General features: G+C 67.8%; 16 protein-coding genes. 13 read left to right on the top strand and 3 right to left on the bottom strand.

Annotation, left to right across the window (positions count from 1 at the left end; all coding sequences use genetic code 11):
• Positions 1 to 763, top strand: a 763-nt coding sequence (locus LQV16_RS11120; protein ID WP_229993947.1) for a TetR family transcriptional regulator C-terminal domain-containing protein, incomplete at its 5' end; no start/stop codon positions are given.
• Between the two features lie 101 nt (positions 764 to 864).
• Here LQV16_RS11120 and LQV16_RS11115 read toward each other — a convergent pair.
• Positions 865 to 1,560: a helix-turn-helix domain-containing protein gene (locus LQV16_RS11115; RefSeq protein ID WP_229993946.1), complete on the bottom strand. Its 696-nt coding sequence runs from the start codon at positions 1,558 to 1,560 to the stop codon at positions 865 to 867.
• 232 nt (positions 1,561 to 1,792) lie between these two features.
• On the opposite strand from LQV16_RS11115, the gene LQV16_RS11110 reads away from it, so the two are divergent.
• The 12 genes from LQV16_RS11110 (at position 1,793) to LQV16_RS11055 (ending at position 18,091) form a co-directional block, all read left to right on the top strand.
• Positions 1,793 to 3,466: an amidohydrolase gene (locus tag LQV16_RS11110; RefSeq protein ID WP_229993945.1), complete on the top strand. Its 1,674-nt coding sequence runs from the start codon at positions 1,793 to 1,795 to the stop codon at positions 3,464 to 3,466.
• Positions 3,467 to 3,480: 14 nt separating this feature from the next.
• The gene (locus tag LQV16_RS11105) at positions 3,481 to 5,166 is read left to right on the top strand and encodes an ABC transporter substrate-binding protein (protein ID WP_229993944.1); all 1,686 of its coding nucleotides are present in this window, start codon (positions 3,481 to 3,483) and stop codon (positions 5,164 to 5,166) included.
• Entirely contained in the window at positions 5,163 to 6,116 is a 954-nt protein-coding gene (locus tag LQV16_RS11100) for an ABC transporter permease (protein WP_229993943.1), read from the top strand. The genes LQV16_RS11105 and LQV16_RS11100 overlap by 4 nt, the downstream gene beginning before the upstream one ends.
• Complete coding sequence (locus LQV16_RS11095) at positions 6,113 to 6,973, top strand: ABC transporter permease (protein WP_229993942.1); 861 nt, start codon at positions 6,113 to 6,115, stop codon at positions 6,971 to 6,973. Before LQV16_RS11100 ends, LQV16_RS11095 begins: the two co-directional genes overlap by 4 nt.
• On the top strand, positions 6,970 to 8,625 hold the full coding sequence (locus tag LQV16_RS11090) for an ABC transporter ATP-binding protein (protein ID WP_229993941.1): 1,656 nt from the start codon (positions 6,970 to 6,972) through the stop codon (positions 8,623 to 8,625). The genes LQV16_RS11095 and LQV16_RS11090 overlap by 4 nt, the downstream gene beginning before the upstream one ends.
• A 92-nt stretch (positions 8,626 to 8,717) precedes the next feature.
• Positions 8,718 to 10,139 carry an FAD-dependent oxidoreductase gene (locus LQV16_RS11085; protein ID WP_229993940.1) on the top strand — a complete coding sequence of 474 codons (1,422 nt, stop codon included), beginning with the start codon at positions 8,718 to 8,720 and terminating at the stop codon, positions 10,137 to 10,139.
• Positions 10,139 to 10,498, top strand: coding sequence for a cupin domain-containing protein (locus tag LQV16_RS11080; protein WP_229993939.1), 360 nt, complete (start codon positions 10,139 to 10,141; stop codon positions 10,496 to 10,498). The genes LQV16_RS11085 and LQV16_RS11080 overlap by 1 nt, the downstream gene beginning before the upstream one ends.
• A 57-nt stretch (positions 10,499 to 10,555) precedes the next feature.
• On the top strand, positions 10,556 to 11,938 hold the full coding sequence (locus LQV16_RS11075) for an aspartate aminotransferase family protein (protein WP_229993938.1): 1,383 nt from the start codon (positions 10,556 to 10,558) through the stop codon (positions 11,936 to 11,938).
• 115 nt (positions 11,939 to 12,053) lie between these two features.
• Positions 12,054 to 13,529, top strand: a complete 1,476-nt coding sequence (locus LQV16_RS11070) for a gamma-aminobutyraldehyde dehydrogenase (RefSeq protein ID WP_229993937.1) — start codon at positions 12,054 to 12,056, stop codon at positions 13,527 to 13,529.
• A 183-nt stretch (positions 13,530 to 13,712) separates the two neighbouring features.
• The gene (gene pheS / locus LQV16_RS11065) at positions 13,713 to 14,774 is read left to right on the top strand and encodes a phenylalanine--tRNA ligase subunit alpha (protein WP_090576206.1); all 1,062 of its coding nucleotides are present in this window, start codon (positions 13,713 to 13,715) and stop codon (positions 14,772 to 14,774) included.
• A 3-nt stretch (positions 14,775 to 14,777) separates the two neighbouring features.
• Positions 14,778 to 17,321, top strand: coding sequence for a phenylalanine--tRNA ligase subunit beta (pheT, locus tag LQV16_RS11060; protein WP_229993936.1), 2,544 nt, complete (start codon positions 14,778 to 14,780; stop codon positions 17,319 to 17,321).
• A 44-nt stretch (positions 17,322 to 17,365) separates the two neighbouring features.
• Positions 17,366 to 18,091, top strand: a complete 726-nt coding sequence (locus LQV16_RS11055) for a 4'-phosphopantetheinyl transferase family protein (RefSeq protein WP_229993935.1) — start codon at positions 17,366 to 17,368, stop codon at positions 18,089 to 18,091.
• Between the two features lie 8 nt (positions 18,092 to 18,099).
• Here the strand turns inward: LQV16_RS11055 and LQV16_RS11050 are convergent, their stop codons facing one another.
• Together LQV16_RS11050 and LQV16_RS11045 are read right to left on the bottom strand one after the other, a co-directional pair.
• A complete protein-coding gene (locus tag LQV16_RS11050; RefSeq protein WP_229993950.1) occupies positions 18,100 to 19,407 on the bottom strand; it encodes a M1 family metallopeptidase in 1,308 nt (435 codons plus the stop codon).
• A gap of 165 nt (positions 19,408 to 19,572) precedes the next feature.
• Positions 19,573 to 23,505, bottom strand: a complete 3,933-nt coding sequence (locus LQV16_RS11045; RefSeq protein ID WP_229993949.1) for a Pls/PosA family non-ribosomal peptide synthetase — start codon at positions 23,503 to 23,505, stop codon at positions 19,573 to 19,575.
• Between the last annotated feature and the right edge of the window lie 80 nt (positions 23,506 to 23,585).

Raw genomic sequence — 23,585 nt, 5'->3', positions numbered from 1 at the left:
GGATGTGACACGGAGACTCCTCATCGAATCAAAGTTATTTGAATCACATTCAAATTTGAATGCCATTCAATACGGGTCTAGACTCGTTGTCAATAGGCATCGGGCCAAAGGGGGAGTGGCAATGGCAAACCTCAGCAAGAGGGAAGGGCGCCGCAGGGAGATTGCGGCGGCAGCACAGGCCGTCGCCGCCCGTGACGGCGCAGAAGCTGCGACGTTGCGCGCGATTGCGGCGGAGGCAGGCATGGCCCCAAACGCCGTGCTGTATTACTACGGAAGCCTGGCCGAGATCACCGCGGCAGCCGTCCACGCCTCTTCCGCCAGATTTCTCACGCGGCTATCGGAGGCAGCGGACACCGGCATGAGTCCGACCGTCAGGCTCGCCGCCGTCATCAGCGCAGGCACGACGGCAGGGCTGGAGGATGATGCCTTCCGGATTCTTTACGAGTACTGGACCCATTCGCTCAGGGACGCGGAGCACCGACGGATCCAAGAGGAACTCACCCGCACCCAGCAGCTGATTTATGAACGGATCATTGCCGATGGAACGCAGGCCGGTGAGTTCTTTCCTGTCCTTGAACCGGCGAAGATTGCGCGTACCCTTGTGGCCCAGGAAGACGGTCTGGTCATGGATGTTCTCGCCGGCACCGCCAGCAGCGATGATGTGCTCGACCTGGTCGCCAGTCTTGCTTCGGCCCTTCTGGGCCTCGACCGGGACACGCTCCTCGATCACATCATTAGTCGCAACTTCTCCAACGCGCCTTAGTTTCCGGCGGTACCTGCACGCACTTTGTCCGTGGGCACGCCGTTGGCGTCAGCAGTCAGCCGGCAGCGGCGCTATTGCGGGACAAGGCCCTGGTGTGCCAGCTACCGTTTGCGGCGCTCGACGGTTGCGTCAACCGCGTCGAGCAGGGCGTCAACGCCCAGGAAGAAGACCTCGCGGTCACGCAGCGCGAGCAGCTGCTCCCGCAGCGCATTGATCTGCGGATGCGATGCCGACGTCACGGCCAGAGAGCGACCCATCCACGATCCGTGCTCCTCGGCCGCCACGCCCTCACGCATGCTCAGCCCGCGGGCGATACCGGCCGCATAAGAGAGGACGTAGGTCGACTGGGCCGCGTAATGCCGCACGATGTCCTCACCCTCAAGTCCGGCGACGCTGAGCCCATCGAGGATGAGTTCGACGATTTCGAGCTCCGCGGGACCCCCCGTGCTCAGCACGATCGCCTCGGCACCGATCGCCGGATATTCGGTGAACAGGTCGATCGTGGCAGTGGCCAGCTGCGTCAGGCGCGTGCGCCACTGCTCACGCGGGGCCGTCACGCGCTCAAGGCTCATCGCGAACAGCCGGTCCAGGAGCGACCCCATGAGGTTGTCCTTGCTGCGGAAATGCCGGTAGATCGCCGTCGGATCAGCCCCGAGCAGCGCACCCAATTCCCGCACCGTGACGGCCGTAGCGCCCGGCCTCGCCGCGATCTGCAGCCCGGCAGCAATGATCGTCTCGGCGTCGAGCCGCGGCTTTGCCCGCGCCGTCGCGCGCCGCTCAGCGAGAGGATTCGCCACTTGACCCACTCCTTCTTGCCATCGGCTGACAGCAGTACATCACAATCACTGGCGGCGGATGTTTCTCCGCGCCGGGAAACGCGAATTCACCGTCCCCCAGCTACCAGTATGGCGCCGTCCCCAACGAAGTCAACTTTGTAGTCAACACCGTTGACATGGTTGCCGATTCGTGACTAATGTCACTGGGGATCGACCAGAGGTGCAACGACGCACCGCAACCCAGGAGGCTCACTTGGCGACAAAGACAGACTTGATCTTTACGGGCGGATGGACCTTCACCGCCGCATCGAACACGCCGGAACGGCTGGGAGTCGCAGTATCCGACGGCCGCATCAAGGCGATCGGGCCCGACGTCGAGATTCTCGCGGCGGCCACGGAGCAGACCCGGGTCGTCGACCTGGACGGCGCCCTCCTGATTCCGGGCTTCCAAGATGCGCACGTTCACCCGGCGTCCGCCGGAATGGAACTTCTGCAGTGCAATCTCAGTGATGCGGAGAGCGCGGCCGACGCGCTAGGAACGATCGCCGCGTACGCCGCAAAATACCCGGGCGCGGAGTGGATCCTCGGCGGTGGCTGGTCGATGGACCATTTTCCGGGCGGCACGCCGACCCGGCAGGCGCTCGATCGGCTCGTGCCGGACCGCCCTGTGCTGCTCTTCAACCGCGACCATCACGGCGCTTGGGCCAACACCCGGGCCTTTGAACTCGCCGGCATCCACGCGGGGACCGCGGATCCTGCAGACGGCCGAATTGAGCGCGAGTCCGACGGCAGCCCGGCAGGTACGGTTCACGAAGGCGCGATGAACCTGTTTGACCACGTGCGGCCCGCCGCGCACCCCGATCTCGTCTACGCCGGGCTGCTCCGCGCCCAGGAGGAGCTGTTCGGATTCGGCATAACTGGCTGGCAGGACGCCGCCGTCGGCGCCCTGTTCGGCGCATCCGACACGCTCGAAACTTACAGCGCGGCCGTCTCCGAGAAGACGCTGCGCGCTCACGTCCGTGGAGCCCAGTGGTGGGAGCGCGATTCCGGCCTTGAGCAGCTGCCCCGCCTGACCGAACGCCGGGCAGACGTCGCCGCGCGGCTTCCGGGCGACGCGTTTTCGGCCGGGACTGTCAAGATCATGGTGGACGGGGTAGCGGAGAACTTCACGGCCGCCATGACGACCCCCTACCTGGACAATCACGGCCACTGCACGGACAACGCCGGGCTCTCCTTCATCGACCCGGAGCGGCTCAAGGAGTACGTGACGGCACTCGACGCGGCCGGTTTCCAGGTACATTTCCATGCACTCGGCGACCGTGCCGTCCGCGAGGCCCTGGACGCAGTCGAGGCCGCCCGCCGGGTCAACGGCCCCAGTGGTAACCGGCACCACCTGGCGCACCTGCAGGTAGTCAGCGAGGCGGATGCGCCGCGGTTCGCCGAACTCGACGTCGTCGTCAACATGCAGGCCTTATGGGCCTGCCACGAAAGCCAGCTGGACGAGCTCACCCTGCCCTTCCTGCCGGCCGACGCCGAATCGCGCCACTATCCCTTCGGCGAACTCCTCGCCAGCGGGGCGCGCCTGGCCGCCGGCAGCGACTGGCCGGTATCGAGCGCAAACCCCATCGAGGCGATCCACGTCGCAGTCAACCGGGTGGCACCGCACTCTCCCTCCGGCCCCCTCGGCGACCCCAGCCAACGGCTCGACCTTGCCACAGCACTGACCGCGTACACGGCCGGCAGTGCCTATGTGAACCACCGGGACCACGACACGGGCATGATCGCGCCCGGCTACCTCGCCGACCTCGCCGTGCTCCGGCCGAACCCCTTCGAGCTGGCCCCGCAGGATCTCCACACGACCGCCGTCACCTCGACCTGGGTGCGCGGCGAACAGGTCTACGCGGCCGCCAGCAACACCAATCGATAGCACTGGAGGACGTCATGACCATAGAACCTCAACCACCCCTCTCCGCCGCGCGCCGTCCCCGTGGCGTTCCGGCCCGGCGTTCCCTCGCCGCCACCGCCGTCCTCCTCACGGGTTTGCTGGCGTTGGCCGCCTGCACGGGCGGCGCGAAGACCCCAGTGAGCGGAGCGGCGAACTACGAGCTGACCGCCACGACGCCGGCACCGGCGGGGGAACTGGGCTCCTTCACCTGGTCGATCTATGCGGAGCCCGCCTCCCTCGACTACGCGCACGCCTTCGACTACCCGGACAATCAGGTGCTCAGCAACGTGTGCGAGTCCCTGTTGCGCTGGAATGCGGACCTCAGTGTCTCGCCAGGCCTCGCGGAGAAATGGGACAACCCGACACCGACCACCTGGGTGTACTCCATCAGGCCGGGCGTCACCTTCCACGACGGCACGCCCCTCACGGCGGCGGACGTAGTCGCATCCCTCCAGCGCCATCTTGACCCTGCAGTCGGCTCATATTGGAACAGCTCGTACACCAACGTGTCCTCCATCGAGCAGACCGGCGAGATGCAGGTCACCGTCACCACCACGATTCCCGATTCACAGTTCAATCTCTCCATGGCAGCCAGCCCCGGCACCGTGGAGTCCGCCGCCACACTCGCCCGGGACGGCGCCGACTACGGCAACTCCACCGCCGGCGTCAACTGCACCGGCCCGTTCTCGCTCGGGAAGTGGGACTCGGGCGAGGCCATAACGCTCGAGCGCTACGACGCCTACTGGGACAAGAACCTCGTGGCCAAGTCCCAGCAGGTGAAGTTCGTGTTCCTGTCCGACCCGAACACACGCGTCAACGCCTTCAAATCCGGTGAGGTCGACGGCGGCTGGATGATCCCGTCGAACGCCATCGGAGGCCTTAAGTCCTCGCCGAACGGCAAGATCTACTTCGGCACCAGCACCGCGATCGCGAGCGAGATCGTCACGGACATGTCCGGCCCGCTCGGCGATGTGCGCGTCCGGAAGGCACTCATGATGGCGATCGACCGCCCAGGACTGGTTGCCGCGGCGGAACAGGGCCATGCCAAGGTGACGGACGCCCTGACCTCCCGCTCGGTGTGGAACGGGGCCGGGAAGGAGGTCGCTGACGGCGCTTACTCCGGCCTGGAGAGCTACCCGCTGGATGTCGCCGCCGCCACGAAGCTAGTCAGCGACGCCGGGGCGACCGGCAAGGAAATTGTCATCGCCACCTCCCCGCTCTCCGCCGGGGCCGACGTCATCGCCCAGGCCGTCTCGTCCGCCGCGACCTCGATCGGCCTCAAACCGCGCATCGACTCGATTTCGCCCGCCAAGTACACGACGCTGTTCTCCGACGCGGCCGCCCGGAAGGGCATCGACCTGCTGTACACCCAGTGGTATCTCTCGACCGCGGACCCATTCGAGATGTTTGGTGTCCTGCGCACCGGCCAGTTCAGCAACTACGGCGGATGGTCTAACCCGGCATACGACGCCCTCGTCAAGAAGGCGATTGGCATCGCCGATCCCAGCGACCGCGCCCGGGAAGCCGACAAGGCCCAGCACATCGTCAACGACGAGCTGCCGTGGCTGCCGCTCTACGAGGTGCCCACAACCGTGTGGCTCGGCTCCCGGATCACCGGGGTGTCGCCGTCGATCAATTACATGTACTTCCCGTGGGCGGCCACCATCGGCGCGCAGACATGACCATCGCCCTCATCCTGAAAAAGCTCGGGGCGCTTGTCCTGACCGTCTTCGTGGCCTCGGTCATGGTCTTCTTCTCCATGTACCTCGTGCCCGGTGACCCCCTCGGCTTCCTCCTGCGCGGGCGCAGCCCCAGCCCGGAGGCCATCGCCGCGGTGACCGCACAGTACGGGCTCGACAAGCCGGTCCTGGCGCAGTACGTCGACTGGCTGGTCAATGTCCTGCACGGGAACTTCGGCCGGTCCTTCCAGTACCGCGAGGACGTCAGCACCCTGCTCGCCTCGCGCGCACCGACGACACTTGGGCTGATCGTCCTGGCCGGGCTCATCATCGCAGTGCTCGGCCTCGCGGCCGGTATCGTCTCGGCCCTCACTCGCGGGAAGGCCGCGGATCGGATCATCCTCACCGCATTGACGGGGCTCGCGGCGATCCCTTCCTTCGTCGGCGCCATCGTGCTCATCGCGCTCTTCGCCGTGCAGCTCGGCTGGTTCCCCTCATTCGGCAGCGGAACAGGGTTTCTGGACACGCTCTATCACCTCGTGCTCCCGGCCCTCGCCCTCGCCCTCGCCTTTGTGGCGCTCGTGGCACGGGTCACCAGATCCTCGATGCTGGATCAGCTCGGCCGGGAGCACGTGGAGGTCGCGGTGAGCCGCGGGGTCGCCCGCGGAGCCGTCGTGCGCCGGCACGTGCTGCGCAATGCGCTCGGGCCCATCCTCACGGTGAGCGGCGTCCTCGTCGCCGGCCTGCTCGTCGCCAGCGCCGTGGTGGAACAGGCCTTCGGGCTCTCCGGCATCGGCTCCCTGCTGGTCCAGTCCGTTGACCGGCTCGACTTCCCCGTCGTCCAGGTCATCGTGCTGCTCATTGTGCTGATCTTCGTGACCGTGAATACGGCCGTCGACCTGCTCGCTTCCGCCATCGACCCCCGCAGCAAGGCAGGTGCAGCAGCACGATGACCACCTCAACGTTCACCCGTACCGGGCTCCGCCCGTTCCGCCTCCCGGCAGGCAACGCCCTTTTCCTAACCAGCATCGTCATGGTGGGCATCATGGTCGCCGCCGCGGCAGCCGCGTCGATCATCGCTCCCTACGACCCCGACTTCGTTGACCTCGGAAACGTCCTGTCCGACCCCACGGCCGCGCACTGGCTCGGCACCGACGCCGCCGGCCGTGACACCCTGAGCCGGATGATGTTCGGCGCGCGGACCTCGCTGCTGGGCCCGCTTCTGGTCGTGGGGCTCTCGACGCTCCTCGGCATCGCGCTTGGGCTCCTGGCCGGTTGGTTCGGCGGCTGGATCGATTCGGTCCTGGGCCGGGTCTTCGACCTGCTTTTCGCGTTCCCCGCCCTGCTGCTCGCCATCCTTGCGGTCGCGCTCTTCGGCAAGGGGCTCACGGCGCCGGTGATCGCGATGATCATCGCCTACACCCCGTATGTAGCGAGATTCGTCCGATCGCTCGTCATCTCCGAACGCGCCCGGCCCTATGTTGCGGCCTACCGGGTGCAGGGATTCTCCGGTGGGTGGATCGCCGTCCGGCGGGTACTTCCCAATGTCATGCCGACCGTCGGGGCACAGTCCACCCTGAACTTCGGGTATGTGCTCGCTGACCTCGCGGCCCTGTCATTCCTTGGCCTCGGTGTGCAGCCACCGACGGCCGACTGGGGCTCAATGATCAACGACAGCCGGGGTGCGTTGCTGAGCGGCCAGGCGCTGCCCGCCTTGGTGCCGGCGATCGCCGTCGTGCTGGTCGTGATTGCTGTGAACGTCATCGGGGAAGAGCTCTCCGATCGAATCGGCGGAAGGCTGCCCTCATGACTTTGCTGGAGATTTCCGAGCTGACGATCGATTTGGCGGGCGGATCGGCTTCCCGCCTGCTGGACGGCATGTCCCTGCGCGTTGAAGCGGGAGAGACTGTGGGGCTCGTCGGGGAGTCCGGGTCAGGCAAGTCGCTGACCGCCCGGACCGTGCTCGGTCTCCTGCCGGCGGGCGCCCGCACCGGCGGATCCGTGCTTCTCGACGGAACGGACATGCTCCGCTGTTCCCCGGGGGAGGCCCTCGCGCGGCGACGCGGCACCGTCTCGATGGTGTTCCAGGATCCGCGTTCGGGGGTGAACCCGGTCCGGCGCATCGGTGACTTCCTCACCGAATCGCTCCGGCTGTGTCACGGCTGGTCGAGGCCCGATGCGGACAAGAGGGCGCTCGATCTGCTCCGTTCGGTCGGTCTGCCGCGGCCAGAGTCGCACCTTTCGCAGTTCCCGCACGAGCTCTCCGGCGGGATGCTGCAGCGGGTCATGATCGCGGGCGCTCTCACTACTTCGCCCCGCCTGCTCGTCTGCGATGAGCCGACGTCGGCGCTCGATGTAACGACCCAAGCGGAAATCATCGCCGTACTCAGGCAGCAACAGGAAACGCGCGGCATGGGAATGCTGTTCATTACGCATGACCTGAACCTCGCCTCGGCGCTGTGCGATCGGGTCTACGTGATCCACGCGGGGCTGATCGTCGAGCACGGCAACGCGCGGGCCGTCTTCGCGAACCCTCAGGCCGAGTACACGAAGCGGCTGATTGCGGCGACGCCGAGCATCACCTCCGCCGTTGCCCGGCCGGTGTTGGCCGATGCGAACGGCCCGAACCCCTTGGACGCACGCGTTGACGCCCCCGACCCGCGCACTCCGGCGCTCGAGGCCCGCGGGCTGACCAAGACATACTCGATTCGCGGCGCGGAGGACCTCCGCGCCGTCGACGACGTGTCCTTCTCGGTGGAGGGGGGCGCAGCCCTGGCGCTCGTCGGCGAATCAGGCTCGGGCAAGTCCACGCTGGCGAGAATGCTCGTCGGGCTGGAGCGTCCCGATGCGGGGGACATCCTTGTCGACGGGGTCTCGCGGTCCAAGCGCCCCGGCGGCCGCGAGGAAAGGCTGGGACGCGCCCGGGCCGTTCAGATCGTCTTCCAGGACCCGTATCTATCCCTCGACCCCCGCATTTCGGCCGGGTCCGCGATCGAAGACGCCCTCCGCCTGCACTCGCCCTCGCGCCACGCCGACGCCCGGGCGCGTGTGCTGACGCTGCTCGATCAGGTCGGGCTCGCCGCAAAGCACGCCCAGGCCAGGCCGCGCACGCTCTCCGGCGGGCAGCGCCAGCGGGTCGCTATCGCCCGGGCCCTGGCAGCCTCACCCGAGGTCCTCGTGCTGGACGAGGCCACCAGCGCCCTCGATGTCTCGGTCCAGGCCCAGGTTCTCGACCTCATCGACGAAATCAGGCACGAACGCGGGCTGACCCTTGTGTTCGTCAGCCATGACCTCGCCGTCGTCCGGCGCGTGTGCGAAACAACTGCCGTGATGCGTCAAGGCGCCGTGGTCGAATCCGGCGCAACGGCTGAGTTGCTCGAACACCCCCGGCACGCCTACACGCGGCTCCTGATCGACTCCATCCCGAAACCCGGCTGGAGCCTCGATGCAATTGCACGGTGAGGCTCCAGCCCGGATCCCCAAAGCCATGTCCGTAGGCCCGCCCCTCTGCTGCCGGACGGTCCACCCCCACCACACACCATCGGAGCGACGCCATGACCACTTACGACACCGCCGAATCATCGACCAGCCGGCAACAAATCACAACGGCGCTCGACGGCGCCTCCCGGGCGCCCTACTGGCTTGATGACCCGGCCCGTCCTCAGCCCCTGGCCGCACTGGCTACGGACACCACCACGGATCTGGCCGTCGTCGGAGGCGGCTACACCGGGCTCTGGACGGCACTCATGGCCAAAGAACGTGACCCCGGCCGCCGGGTGGTGCTGCTGGAAGGAAACCGTATCGGTTGGGCCGCGTCCGGCCGGAACGGCGGCTTCTGCGACGCCAGCCTGACCCACGGCGAGGCCAACGGGGAAAAGCACCTCCCCGACGAATCAGCACGCCTCCATGAACTGGGGATGGAGAACCTGCAGGAAATCTCAGACGCGATCAAGAAGTACGGCATCGACTGCGGCTTCGAATGGACGGGGACTCTCAACGTCGCCACAGAAGACCACCAGGTCGCGTGGCTGCGGGCCGAGAAAGGCAAGAACCCGGACGTCCTATTCCTGGATGAAACGGCCATCCGCGCCGAAGTGGACTCTCCCGTCTACAGGGCCGGGCTCTGGGACAAAAAGGGCAGCGCCATGCTCAACCCCGCCCGGCTTGCCTGGGGCCTGCAACGCGCCTGCCTGGAACTCGGCGTCGAAATCTACGAACACACGCCCGTCCGCGGCCTCACCCGCACCCCCCACGGCGTCCGGCTTGCAACGGACGCCGGAACGGTCACGGCCGCCGACGTGGCGCTGGCCACCAACGTCTTCCCCTCCCTGCTCAAACGGACCCGCCTGCACACCGTCCCGGTCTACGACTACGTGCTGATGACCGAGCCGCTCAGCGCCGAACAGCTGGCCGCCATCGGCTGGTCCAACCGGCAGGGACTGTCCGACCTGAACAACCGCTTCCACTACTACCGGCTCACCGAGGACAACCGCATCCTCTTCGGCGGTTACGACGCGGTCTACTACTTCGGCCGCACCGTCAAACCGGAATATGACCAGCGCGAGCAGACCTTCGAACGGCTTGCGGCACATTTTTTCGCGACGTTCCCGCAGCTCGACGGCGTCAGCTTCACCCACAAGTGGGGCGGAGCCATAGATACTTGCAGCCGCTTCTTCTCCTTCTTCACCACCGCGCACGGCGGACGTGTCGCTTACTCCGCGGGTTACACCGGACTGGGCGTCGGGGCCACTCGCTTCGGGGCCAGCGTCATGCTGGACCTGCTCTCCGGATCCACCACCGAACGCACCCGGCTCCGCATGGTCCGGAAGCGCCCGCTGCCCTTCCCGCCCGAGCCGCTGGCCTGGCTCGGCGTCAAGATCACCACCGCGGCGATGGTCCGCGCAGACCGGAACCAGGGCCGGCGCGGGCCGTGGCTGAAACTCATGGACGCGGTTGGAATGGGGTTTGACTCCTGATGAGACTCGAACTGATTCCCGGCGCTCCGGTGGACACGACAGCGCTTTCCTTGCTGCACGAAGAAGTGCAACCCGGGAAGGTAGCCTCCGGCGCACCGACCACGGCCACCCATGCACTGGGCAGCTTTGCAGACCTGGCACTCGGTGTCTGGGAAATGTCTGCCGGCGGCATGTACGACGTCGAGGCGGAGGAACTCTTCATCGTCATCGCAGGGAGGGCCACCGTGGAAATCCACGGGGACGACCGCGGGGCGGGCAGCGCGGCCCTCTCGCCAGGAACACTGATGCGCCTGGGCGCGGGCATGCGCACCACCTGGACCGTCCACGAACGCCTGCGCAAGGTCTACCTCAGCCCCTAGCGGCCCACACACTCTTGTAATCCAGCTCAACCACTGATTGAAGAAAAGGTGATATCCGTGACCAAGCTAGCTGAGCAGCGGAACCGGACCGATTTGAAGGCCGCAGCGCGGGACAATCTCTGGCTGCACTTTTCCCCCCACCCCCAGACGAACGACGAGCTGCCGATGATCGTGCGCGGCGAGGGCGCCTACATTTACGACGACAAAGGGCGCAAGTACCTCGACGGACTCGCGGGCCTGTTCACAGTACAGGTGGGCCACGGCCGCACGGAACTGGCCGACGTCATGGCCCGCCAGGGCTCCGAACTCGCGTTCTTCCCCCTGTGGTCGTTCGCCAACAAGCCCGCCACGGAACTGGCCGAACGCCTGGCGCAGCTCGCCCCTCAGGGCCTGAACAAGGTGTTCTTCACGAACAGCGGCTCCGAGTCGGTGGAGTCGGCATGGAAGCTGGCGAAGCAGTACTTCCGGCTGACCGGACGGCCGCAGAAGCACAAGGTCATCTCGAGGTCCACGGCGTACCACGGCACCACGCACGGCGCCCTGTCCATCACCGGGATCGCGGATCTGAAGGTTGATTTCGAGCCGCTGGTGCCCTCCACACACCGTGTCCCCAACACCAACTTCTACCGGGCCGCGCAGCACCCAAACGACCCTGCTGCCTATGGGCTGTGGGCTGCCAACGAAATCGAGGCCACCATCCTGGCCGAAGGCCCGGAAACCATTGCCGCCGTGTTCCTGGAGCCGGTGCAGAACGCCGGCGGCTGCTTTCCGCCCCCGCCGGGCTACTTCCAGCGGGTGCGCGAAATCTGCGACCAGTACGACGTCCTGCTGGTCAGCGATGAGGTCATTTGTGCGTTCGGGCGGCTCGGCACCTACTTCGGTGCCGAGAAATTCAACTACGTTCCGGACATCATCACCTGCGCCAAGGGCCTTACCAGCGGCTACGTGCCCATGGGTGCCATGATCTCCTCGGACCGCCTCTTCGAGCCCTTCGCAAAGGGCGATTCCTTCTTCAAACACGGCTACACGTTCGGCGGCCATCCCGTTGCCGCCGCCGTGGCGCTGGCCAATCTGGACATCTTCGGGCGCGAGGGCCTCAACCAGCACGTCCTGGGGAACGAGGATGCCTTCCGCAACACCCTCGAAAAGCTCCTTGACCTGCCGGTCGTGGGGGACGTGCGCGGCAGCGGCTACTTCTATGGCATCGAACTGGTCAAGGACAAGGCGACCAGGGAAACGTTCACCCCGGAGGAAAGCCACCGGATCCTCAAGACCTTCCTCTCCAAAGAGCTCTTCGAAAACGGCCTGTACTGCAGGGCCGACGACAGGGGGGACCCCGTCATCCTGCTCTCCCCGCCGTTGATCGTCGGGCAGTCCGAGTTCGACGAAATGGAGCAGATCCTGCGGCACACGTTGACGGCCGCCGAAGCCCTGCTCTAGCCCGGCAACGGGGACGGTTCCCACCGCCCCGCTCTGAACGACCTCTTGTCGGCCCTGGAGCGCCTCCGCCGCGCAGGCGCTTCGCCGACGTCAAACAAGAAAAAGGAAGATACACATGCACCAGTTCATCTCCGGGCAATCCCAGACCGGCACCTCCGGCCGCAAACTGGATATTGTCGATCCGTCCACCGGTGCAGTGGTGGAAACGGTCACCCTCGCGAGTGCCGCCGACGTCGACCTCGCCGTGGCTGCCGCGCGGGCCGCATTCCCGGCATGGTCCACCACCACCCCAGGTGAGCGTTCAGCGGTGCTTTCCCGTTTCGCCCGGCTGCTGGAGGAACAGGCGGAGGACTACGCCCTGGCGGAAAGCCGTCAGACGGGCAAGCCGCTTCGTCTTGCCCGCGAGTTCGATATCCCGGGGACTATCGACAACGCGGACTTTTTCGCCGGGGCCGCCAGGAGCCTTGAAGGCAAAGCCACCGCGGAGTACTCCCCGGACCACACGTCCAGCATCCGCCGCGAACCCATCGGCGTGATCGGATCGATCTCGCCGTGGAACTATCCGCTGCAGATGGCGGCGTGGAAGATCCTTCCTGCCATCGCCGCCGGAAACACCATCGTCCTTAAACCGGCCGAAATCACTCCACTGACTACCCTGATGTTCGCCCGGACCCTGCAGCAGGCGGGCCTGCCGGACGGTGTGGTGAACATCATCGTCGGTGACGGGCCCGAAGCCGGCGCAGCACTCATGCGCCACCCGGAGGTCGACATGGTCTCCTTTACCGGTTCCACCAGCGTAGGCCGGACCGTCCTGGAAGCCGCCTCCACCAACTCCAAACGGGTCCATCTGGAGCTCGGCGGAAAGGCGCCGTTCGTCGTTTTCGAGGACGCCGACCTCGAGGCAGCCGCCCACGGTGCCGTCGCCGGAAGCCTGATCAACACCGGACAGGACTGCACGGCCGCGACGCGGGCCATCGTGCACCACAGTGTCTACGAGGAGTTTGTTACCAAGGTCGCTGAGCTCTACCGGGGAATCCGGGTGGGAGCGCCGGCGGACGAGGAGACCGACATCGGGCCCATGGTCTCCTACGCCCACCGGGACCGGGTGGCCTCGATCGTGGACCGCGCCCGGGGTTACGCCACAGTGGTCACCGGCGGCGTAATCCCCGGCGGAGACCTGGCCGCGGGCGCCTTCTACACCCCCACGCTGATCATCGACGCCGCGCCGGACAGCGACATTGTCCGCAATGAGGTCTTCGGTCCCGTACTGACGGTGCTGCCCTTCGCCACCGACGACGACGCCATCGCCTTGGCCAACGACACCCCGTACGGGCTCGCGGCTTCGGCCTGGACCCGCGACGTGTACCGCTCCCTGCGGGCCAGCCGCGAGATCAAGGCCGGCTGCGTATGGATCAACGACCACATCCCGATCATCAGTGAAATGCCCCACGGCGGCGTGAAGGAGTCAGGTTTCGGGAAAGACATGTCCGCCTACTCGTTCGACGAATACACCCAGATCAAACACGTCATGTTCGACATCACCGGAATCGCCCACAAGGACTGGCACCGGACCATCTACCGGCTCCGCTGACGGCCGGGGACGGCCAAGGCGCGGACGAGGGTGGCGCGGGCTCCTGAAGCGACATTGCCTTGCGGCCGACGGCCGTCTACTAGACTGGGGACAGTGACCCTAAGCCTTGCCGAGAACCCGCGCCGTGCCCTGTGCCCGTGCCGTGTGCTGTGGCATGTTCCGACTCGTAGCTAAGAACAGTAGATGACTGAAACTTTGCCGGGCGCCGCCGTCCCGAATCCTTTGGATGAAGCCGCCATTACCGCTGCCGTAGACCAGGCCGTTGCCGCCATCGCCGCTGCCGCGACCCTCGATGAACTCAAGGCCGTGCGCCTCGCGCACACGGGCGAAAAGTCCGCGCTGAGCCTCGCCAACCGTGAGATCGGGGCGCTTCCCAAGGACCAGAAGGCCGCCGCCGGCAAGCTCATGGGCGCCTCCAGGGGACGCGTCAACAAGGCCCTCGCGGACCGGACGGTGGAGCTCGAGGCCGAGAACGACGCGCGGATCCTCGTCGAAGAGACTGTGGATGTCACGGCGGCACCGCGCCGGCGCCGTGCCGGTGCACGCCACCCGCTGTCCACGCTGCAGGACCGCGTGGCGGACATCTTTGTCGGCATGGGCTGGGAAATCGCCGAAGGGCCCGAGGTCGAGTCCGAGTGGTTCAACTTCGATGCCCTGAACTTCAAGCCGGACCACCCCGCCCGCGACATGCAGGACACGTTCTTCGTCGAGCCGCCCGAAGCCCACCTGCTCATGCGCACGCACACCTCCCCGGTGCAGGTCCGCTCCATGCTGGAACGGGAGCTGCCCATCTACGTGCTGTGCCCGGGCAAGGTGTTCCGCACGGACGAGCTCGACGCGACGCACACTCCCGTTTTCCACCAGTTCGAGGGCCTGGCCATCGACAAGAAGCTGAGCATGGCGGACCTCCGCGGCACCCTGGAGCACTTCGCACGCCAGATGTTCGGTGCGGAAGCCCAGATCCGGCTGCGCCCCAACTATTTCCCGTTCACCGAGCCGTCCGCCGAACTCGATATCTGGCACCCGGGCGCCAAAGGCGGCCCCAGCTGGATCGAGTGGGGCGGCTGCGGCATGGTCAACGCCAACGTCCTGCGCGCCGCGGGCATCGATCCGGACGTCTACTCCGGTTTTGCCTTCGGCATGGGCATCGAACGCACCCTCATGTTCCGCAACGAGGTTGGCGACATGCGCGACATGATTGAAGGCGACGTACGTTTCAGCGAGCACTTCGGGATGGAGATCTAAACAGTGCGTATCCCACTTTCCTGGCTGCGCGAATTCGCGCAGGTACCGGCCGAAGCAACGGCCGAAGACGTCATGGCCGAGCTCGTCAAGGTCGGACTCGAAGAAGAAGCAGTCCACCGCCCCACGGACACCCTCCAGGGTCCGATCGTGGTGGGCCAGGTGCTGAGCATCGTCAAGGAACCCCAGACCAACGGCAAGACCATCAACTGGTGCCAGGTCCGGGTTGTCCCCGAGGGCCAGCAGCAGACCCTGACCGGCGACGGCATCGACCCCTCCGGCGTGCAGGGCATCATCTGCGGCGCCCACAACTTCGTCGAAGGCGACAAGGTGGTGGTCACCCTTCCGGGCGCCGTGCTGCCGGGCGACTTCCACATTTCCGCGCGCAAGACCTACGGACACCTCTCCGCCGGCATGATCGCCTCCGTGCGTGAGCTCGGCATCGGCGAGGACCACGACGGCATCCTGGTGCTGTCGAGGATCGGGCTGGATCCCGAAATCGGCACCGACGCCATGGAACTGCTGGGCCTTTACGACCAGGCCGCGGAAATCAACGTCACCCCGGACCGCAGCTACTGCTTCTCCATCCGCGGTGCGGCCCGTGAATACGCGCACGCCACCGGCACCGCATTCACGGACCCGGTCTCCAAGGTCCGGGTCCCGGAGGCGCTGTCCGGCGGCTACGGCGTCAAGCTCAACGACGACGCCCCCATCTACGGCAAGCCCGGCTGCGACCGTTTTGTGGCCCGCACCGTGCGCGGTGTCGATGCCACCCGGCCCACCCCGCCGTGGATGACCTCCCGTCTCCGGCTCGCCGGCATCCGGTCCATCTCCTTGCCGGTGGATATCTCCAACTACGTCATGCTCGAGCTCGGGCAGCCGAACCACTGCTATGACCTGGACAAGCTGGCCGGCGACATCGTCGTCCGGCGCGCCACGGCAGGGGAGAAGATCACCACCCTGGACGAGAAGGAGCGCACGCTCGACGTCGAGGATCTGCTGATCACGGACGAATCCGGGCCCATCGGCATCGCCGGCGTCATGGGCGGCGCGCACACCGAGGTGTCCGATGCCACCACGAACGTCCTGGTTGAGGCCGCGCACTTCGACGAAGTCTCGATCGCCCGCGCCCGCCGCCGCCACAAGCTGCCGTCCGAGGCGTCAAAGCGCTTCGAACGCGGCGTGGACTGGCAGGTGGCCGATGTCGCCGCCCAGCGTGTGGTGGACCTGCTGGTCGACCTCGCCGGCGGAACGGCCGACGAGGCCGGGACCGACGTCGGGACCGCGCCGGACGCCGTCACCATCGAACTGCCGGCAGAGTACGCGGCAGCCCGGATCGGGATCGACTTCACCGAGGAACAGATCCTGACCTCGCTCGAAGACCTCGGCGCCATGGTTGCCAAGACCGGCAACGGCTACACCGTGACCGCCCCGAGCTGGCGCCACGACCTCGAGACCAAGGACGACCTCACCGAGGAAATCGCCCGGCTGGTCGGCTACGACAAGATCCCGGCCACCCTGCCGGTGGCGCCCCCGGGCCGTGGCCTGACCCGCGTCCAGCAGCAGCGCCGCCGCCTGATCCAGGCCCTCGCCGACGCCGGACTCACCGAGGTGCTGGCCTACCCGTTCGTCTCCAAGGCCGCCAATGACACCTTTGGCGTCCCCGCCGAGGGGGCGGAGCGCAAGGCCCTCAAGCTGGCCAACCCGATCAGCGAGGAGCATGGCTTCCTGCGGACCTCCGTCCTGCCGGGCCTGATCGAGGTAGCCAAGCGCAACCACTCCCGCGGTTTCCGCGACCTCGCCCTCTTCGAGGCCGGTCTCGTGTTCCTGCCCGGGGACCAGCTTGGCACCGCCGCGATTCCGCCGCTCGGCGTCAAGCCCAGCGACGAGGTACTGGATGGCCTGTACGACGGCGTCCCGGACCAGCCGCTGCACCTCGCCGCTGTGCTCACGGGGCACGACTCTCCTGCCGCCCCGGCCCACAGCCCGCGGGCGTGGGACTGGGCGGACGCGGTGGACATCGCCCGGATCGCCGGGGACGTGCTCGGCGTCGAACTCCTGGTCACGCAGGGCCGGCACCAGGCCTTCCACCCGGGCCGGGCAGCGCAGCTTGAACTGCGCACCGGCGAAGTCGTGGGCTACGCCGGCGAGCTGCACCCGAAGCTGCTGGCGGCACATGACATGCCGGCCCGTTCCGTGGCGCTGGAACTGAACGCCGACGCCCTCTTCGAGGCGGCTGCCGACGTGATCGTGGCCCGGCACATCTCGACGTACCCCGTGGCCACCCAGGACGTGGCCCTCGTGGTGCCGCAGGATGTCCCGGCGGAAGAGGTGCTGGCGGCCCTGCGTGAAGGCGCCGGCGAGCTGCTTGAAGACGTTGCACTGTTCGACGTCTACGCGGGCAAGGGCATCGAGGAGGGCAAGAAGTCGCTGGCGTTCAGCCTGCGCTTCCGCGCCAACGACCGCACCCTGACGGCCGACGAGGCCTCGGCGGCGCGTGAAGGTGCCGTTGCCGCTGCCCACGAACGCTTCGGAGCGGTGCAGCGCTGAGGACTGCGCTGGTGACAGCGCTGGCTTTCTGAAAGGGGCGGGTCATGGCACCACACCTTGTTGTGCGTGCCTGCCCGCCCTTTGGCGTTCCAGGAGACCGCGGTGTGCCGCGGCCTCCTGCGGAATCCCCGGCTGCGTCGGAGCTGGAACGCGACTCGCGTTCCCTGCTGGACGGGGCCGAGCTCGAGCGGGCCCGGGCCATGACCCCGCGGACCCGGCAGGACTTCCTCGCCGGCCGGCTCGCGCAGCGGCGGTTCGCCGCCGGCCTGCTCGGCGTCCCGGCGTCGGACCTCACAGCCTGGTACAGCTGTCCACGCTGCGGCACGGGCTCGAACATCTCACACGGCAAGCCCGGCTACCAGCTCCGCGGCGAGGCCGTGCCGCTGCTGCTGAGCCTGTCCCGCGCGGCCGGCTGGACGCTTCTGGCCGGGCTCGTGGACCCGGATCCGGGCCAGCGCCTGGGCATCGACGTCGAGGATCCGGCCCGGGCGGACTTCGATGGGTTCGACGATGTCGTGTTGACCCCGGCCGAACAACTGCACCTCGCCGGCCTGGACGGCATCGCTCTGCTGCGCGGCCGGGCACGGCTCTGGGCGCGCAAGGAGGCGTGGCTCAAGATGCTGGGCACGGGGCTGCAGACGGCGCCGGACACCCTCGACGTGCTCGCCCCGACCGTGGACGGCCGTGCCGGGCTCCGGGACCTGCCGCCGGCCGAGACAGGACTGCCCGCGGACCTCGTGGCCGCCGTCGCCGCCGCGGTCCTTCCCTAGTCCTTCCCTCAGAGCCTGGGCGGTGCTGCCTGCGGGAGCGGCGGGAGGGTGTGGTCAAACAGCCACGGGTGCAGCAGGGCCTCTGCGTCGAGGCCTGTCGTGTGGGCGGCCGCGACGATGAAGTCGGCAGTGGTCACGGTGCCGTGGCGGAAGCGGTCCGTCCAGTCGTGCAGCAGGGCGAAGAATGCGAGGTCGCCGCAGCGAACCCGCAGTGCGTGCAGGGCCAGGGCTCCGCGTTTGTAGACCCGGTCGTCAAACATCAGCTCCGGGCCGGGATCGCCCACCATCAGGTCCTGCGGGGCAGCGGCGAGCTTGCGCCAGGCGGCGCGGGCGCGGGCCGCCACCGACATGATGCCGGCCTCTTCAGACCAGAGCCATTCCGCGTAGCAGGCAAAGCCCTCGTGCAGCCAGATGTCTTTCCACGTCGCAGTGGTGAGCGAATTCCCGAACCACTGGTGGGCAAGTTCGTGGGCGACCATCCGCTGCGAATCCCAGTCCTGCCGCAAATGATTTGGGCCCAGGATGGACAGTGTCTGCGCTTCCAGCGGGATCTCCAGCACGTCTGAAGTGACCACCACGGTGTACTCCGGGAACGGATACGGGCCAAAGCAGTTGGTGAAGGTCCGCATCATGTCAGGCTGGCGGGCCAAGGCGGCCCGGGCGCCCGCCGCCAGCGCCGCCGGAACGGCCACGTACTGCGGCACATGCCCCGACGGCCGCTCGGCGTTGAGCGTCAGGAGTTCGTAGCGACCGATCTGCACCGTTGCGAGGTACGTGGCCATGGGTTCGGCCTGCTCGTACACCCAGCTCTCGCGGCTGGCCCGGCTGGTGCGGGAGAGCAGCACGCCGTTGCACACGGCCCGGTAGTTCGCGTCGGTGGTCACCGTGATGAGGTAGCTCGCCTTGTCCCGCGGGTGGTCATTGCAGGGGAACCAGGAGGCGGCGCCGTTGGGCTGGCCGGCGACCAGCACACCATCGGAGAGCTCTTCCCAGCCGACTTCGCCCCACAGGCCGCGGCGCGGCGCAGGGTAGCCCTCGTAGCGGATGTCCAGGGTGAAGGCCTCGTTGGCGAGCAGCGGACCGTCGGGGTAGATGACGAGCTGCTCGGCCCGCTGGGTGAACCTGCGCACCCTGCGTCCGTCGAGCTGGATCTTCGTGGCCCGCAGTCCGGCCAAGTCCAGGACGATCGCCGACGTCGGGAGCTGGGTGACGGCGTGCAGGACGGCGCGCCCGGCAAGACGGTTGCTGCTGACCCGGTAGTCCAGATCGAGTTCATAACGGGTGACGCGGTAGGCGTTGGTCCCGTGGCCCGGCATATAGGGGTCCGGTGCGCCGGCTGCCGGGCCGGTTGCCCGGCTGATCTCGCGGCTGATTTCCCGGCTGATTTCCCCGCCTGTGGCGGCGGCGCCGCTGCTTGGTGCGCTGGTGCTCAATGGACGGACCTTCGGGTTGTGGTGCGGGTGGACGTGCGCAGGCCGGGCCTACCGGGGCCCGGCGGGCGGCGCGGGCCCGTCCCACGGGCTGACCGGATTGCCCATCCAGTACGTCCCGGCGGGGACGGTTTCGCCCCGCATGACGAGGGACGCGGGACCCACCGTGCCGCCGCTGCCGATCCTGGCCTGCGGCAGGATGACGCCGTGCGGCCCCATGGTGGCTCCGTCATCGAGCGTAACAGTGTCGATGCTCATGACACGGTCATGGAACAGATGGGTCTGGACGACGCACCCGCGGTTGACGGTTGAGTTCCTGCCAAGGGTGACCAGGTCCGCCTCGGGCAGCCAGTAGCTTTCGCACCAGGTCCCCGCACCGATTTTCGCGCCGAGTGCCCGCAGCCACCACACGAGCGCCGGAGTCCCGGTGGCCGCCCGCGCGAACCACGGGGCGCTGACCATCTCAATGAAGGTGTCCACCACCTCGTTCCGCCAAATGAAGGAGCTCCACAGCGGGTGCTCGCCGGGGCGGATGCGGCCCACCAGCAGCCACTTGGCCGCTACGGCACTGCCCGCGGCTGTGGCCCCGGCAAGCAGGACCACCACCCCGCTCAGGACGGCGGCGATTCCATAATTGAAGACTGTCGCCATCGCGTCGAACGCGAGCATCACGCCGACGGCGATCGCGACTGTCAGCATGACCGGGACGAACCGGCACAGCTCCCACAGGGCGCGCGCGACCTTCAGCCTCCGGGGCGGCTGGTAGGTCCGGGTGTCGTCGGAGGCGATGGCGGTGCGCCGCAACCGCACGGGCGGGCTGCCGAGCCACGATGTGCCGGCCTTCGCCTTGGCCGGCGTCGCGGAGAGGACCGCCACGAGCGAGTTCTTGGGCACGTTGCGCCCGGCCGCCGTCATGCCCGAGTTGCCCAGGAAGGACCGTTTGCCGATCTTGGCCGGGGCAATCCGCATCCATCCGCCGTCGAGTTCGTAGGACGCCACCATGGTGTCGTCGGCCAGGAACGCGCCTTCGCCCACGGTGGTCATGCTCGGGATCAGCAGCACTGTCGAGGCTTCCACGTTGCGGCCGACCTTCGCGCCGAGGAGCCGCAGCCAGACCGGCGTAAAGAGGCTGGCGTAGACCGGGAACAGCAGATCCCGGGCCAGGTCCAGAACCCTCTCGGTCGCCCAGACCTGCCATCCGATCCGGCTCCTGACCCGGTAGTAGCCTTCTGCGAGGCCGACGCTGAGGAGCCTGGTCGTGGCCAGGATCAGCAGCAGGTTGGTCAGGAACCATGCCAGCGCTGCCAGGGGGATCGAGAGCACAATGCCGGGGAGGGCTGCGGGCAGGGAGGAGCTGCCCTGGATGAAGGCGAAGATCACGAAGGCCGCGACGGCGGCGGAGACATAGGGGATGAGCGCCAGCATGGCGGATGCCGCGGCGAAGCCGGCAAACCACAGCCGGCCCATCAGCCGGTGCTCGGGCGCGGAGTCCGGCCACGAGTGCCGCGCCTTGCCGCGGCGCTCGGCCGGTGACCCGGCTACCAGCTGCCCTGCCTTGACCTTCCCGATCACCGCGGAGCCCGGCTCCACCTGCGCGCCGGCACCCACGGTGGCGCCCGGCATGAGCGTGCTGCGGGCGCCGACGCTTGCGCCGGGGCCGATCCGGATCGCGCCGATGTGGACACGGTCGCCGTCGATCCACCAGCCGGACAGATCGACTTCAGGCTCGATGTTGGATCCGGCGCCGAGGGACAGCAGACCCGTGACGGGCGGCAGCGAGTGCAGCTGGACGTTCTCGCCGATCTTCGCGCCCAGCGCCTTCGCGTAGTAGGGCACCCAGGGCGCGCTGGCCAGGCTGATGGCGCCGGCGAGGTCCTGGATCTGTTCCGCGAGCCAGAGCCGGAGGTGCACCCGCCCGGACCGCGGATACGTGCCGGGCACGACGTTGCGGAGCAGGAGGCGCGCGGCGGCAACGGAGAGCAGCATCCGCCCGGCGGGGCTGACAAAGACCAGCCAGGAAGCGCCCACCCACCACCACGAGACCGTTGGCGCGGCGCTGAATCCGGCGAAGGCGGCCAGAAGATTGTTCGCGGCCATCAGGTAGGTCAGCCAGCGCATGCCGACGAGGATGTGCAAGGGAACGCCCAGGAGCGTCTGGAAGGCCTGGGACTTGCGCGCGGTGGGCCGGACGGTGCGCTCCTGGGCGGCGACCATTCCGCCCTCCGGCAGCGACTGCCGTGCCTCGTCCACCAGGGCGCCCACCCGGGGCGTCGCGTAGATATCGGCCACCGTGATGGTGGGGTAGCGGACGCGCAGGGCTGACACGAGCTGTGCAGCGGCCAGCGATCCGCCGCCGTAGGCGAAGAAATCGGCGTCGAGGCTGGTGACTGGGCTTCCCAGTACCGCGCTCCACTGCTCCACGATCCACTGCGCGTCATCGGGCAGGTTCAGCGGGGCGCCATCGGCCTCGACAGCTCCGGTTCCGCTCAGCGGCCAGGGCAAGGCGTGGCGGTCCACTTTGCCGCTGGTCTTGGTCGGCAGCGAATCGACGAGCGTCAGCAACGGGATGAGGGGCGCCGGCAGGCTCTCGCCCAGCAGTTCGCGCGCGGCCGCGAGGTCGATGTCCCGGCCCGAAACGGCGGCAAGGTAGCCGACCAGGATCTGGTTGCCGGCAGCGGTGGTCTGCACCGCCGCCGCGGCGCCGGCGACGTCCGGCAGCGACTGCAGGGCGGCGTCGATTTCGCCGAGCTCGATCCGGCGGCCGCCAAGCTTGACCTGTTCATCGGCGCGGCCCTGGAAAATGAGGCCCTCTGTTTCGTACTTCACGAGGTCGCCGGAGCGGTAGGCGCGCGGCCAGCCCAGGGACGGCATGGGGGCGTATTTTTCGGCGTCCTTGACCGGGTCAAGGTACCGGGCCAGCCCGACGCCGCCGATGATCAGTTCGCCCACCTCGCCTTCGGCGACGGGCAGCGAAGAGGCGTCGACGACGGCGAGGTCCCAGCCGTCCAGCGGCAGGCCGATCCGGACGGGGCCGGGCGCGCCGAGCCGCGCGGCACAGGCGACCACGGTGGCCTCGGTGGGCCCGTAGGTATTCCACACCTCGCGTCCTTCGACGGCGAGCCGCTCGGCAAGGTCCGGCGGACACGCTTCCCCGCCGAAGATGAGCAGCCGGACACTTTCCAGCGATTCCACGGGCCAGAGCGCGGCGAGCGTGGGGACGGTGGAGACCACAGTGATGCCGTGGCTGATCAGCCACGGGCCGAGGTCCATCCCGGTCCGGACCAGCGCCCGGGGTGCCGGAACAAGGCAGGCACCGTGGCGCCACGCGAGCCACATTTCCTCGCAGGAGGCATCGAAGGCAACGGACAGGCCGGCCAGCACCCGGTCCTGCGGGCCCACCGGATCGCCCTGCAGGAAGATGCGGGCCTCGGCGTCCACGAACGCGGCGGCCGAGCGGTGCTGGACCGCGACGCCTTTGGGTGTGCCGGTGGAGCCGGAGGTGAAGATGACCCACGCGTCGTCGTCGGGGCCTGGCGGCCTGGCATCGGGGAACGGCCGGGGGTGGTTGCTGTCCGTGACGATCTTCCCGCCGGCGCGGAGGATGGCGGCCACCCTGGCCTCGCCGAAGACCAGTTTGGCCCGCTCATCCGGATCGTCGGCGTCCACCGGGACGTAGGCCGCACCGACCAGCATTACCGCCAGGATCGAGACGTAGAGTTCGTTGGTGCCCGACGGTATCCGGACGCCGATCTTGTCTCCGGCGCCCAGCCCGGCGAGGTGCAGTTTCCGCGCGGTTGCCCGGACTTCGCCCATAAGCTGGGCGTAACTGAGCGAGCGGTGCCCGTCGTCGAGGGCGGAAGCGTCCGGGAACCGGGCGGCGGTATCGCGGAGGATGTCGATGAGCGTCCGCTCCGCCGGGGCGGAGCGTGCGCCCGGCAGCTGCGGCTCGTAGACGGTGGCGCTGGCAGCCGGAAGACTCTGCACCGTACCGGCGTCGGGGGCTTCACTCGGGGTCAGTCGTTGCTCGGTCACTGGCGCATTGTCCCTGCAGGAGATGAACGGAT

It is taken from the genome of Arthrobacter sp. Bi26, assembly GCF_918697925.1.
GTDB lineage: Bacteria > Actinomycetota > Actinomycetes > Actinomycetales > Micrococcaceae > Arthrobacter.
Note: the sequence above shows the minus strand (reverse complement) of the source record. Positions and strands in the feature narration are given on the sequence as shown.

What these genes read in the sequence shown, in the direction of transcription:
- LQV16_RS11105 (WP_229993944.1), top strand. Translation starts at nt 3,481, where the DNA reads ATGACCATAGAACCTCAACCACCCCTCTCCGCCGCGCGCCGTCCCCGT.
- LQV16_RS11100 (WP_229993943.1), top strand. Translation starts at nt 5,163, where the DNA reads ATGACCATCGCCCTCATCCTGAAAAAGCTCGGGGCGCTTGTCCTGACC.
- LQV16_RS11095 (WP_229993942.1), top strand. Translation starts at nt 6,113, where the DNA reads ATGACCACCTCAACGTTCACCCGTACCGGGCTCCGCCCGTTCCGCCTC.
- LQV16_RS11090 (WP_229993941.1), top strand. Translation starts at nt 6,970, where the DNA reads ATGACTTTGCTGGAGATTTCCGAGCTGACGATCGATTTGGCGGGCGGA.
- LQV16_RS11085 (WP_229993940.1), top strand. Translation starts at nt 8,718, where the DNA reads ATGACCACTTACGACACCGCCGAATCATCGACCAGCCGGCAACAAATC.
- LQV16_RS11080 (WP_229993939.1), top strand. Translation starts at nt 10,139, where the DNA reads ATGAGACTCGAACTGATTCCCGGCGCTCCGGTGGACACGACAGCGCTT.
- LQV16_RS11070 (WP_229993937.1), top strand. Translation starts at nt 12,054, where the DNA reads ATGCACCAGTTCATCTCCGGGCAATCCCAGACCGGCACCTCCGGCCGC.
- pheS (WP_090576206.1), top strand. Translation starts at nt 13,713, where the DNA reads ATGACTGAAACTTTGCCGGGCGCCGCCGTCCCGAATCCTTTGGATGAA.
- LQV16_RS11055 (WP_229993935.1), top strand. Translation starts at nt 17,366, where the DNA reads ATGGCACCACACCTTGTTGTGCGTGCCTGCCCGCCCTTTGGCGTTCCA.
- LQV16_RS11050 (WP_229993950.1), bottom strand. Translation starts at nt 19,407, where the DNA reads ATGCCGGGCCACGGGACCAACGCCTACCGCGTCACCCGTTATGAACTC.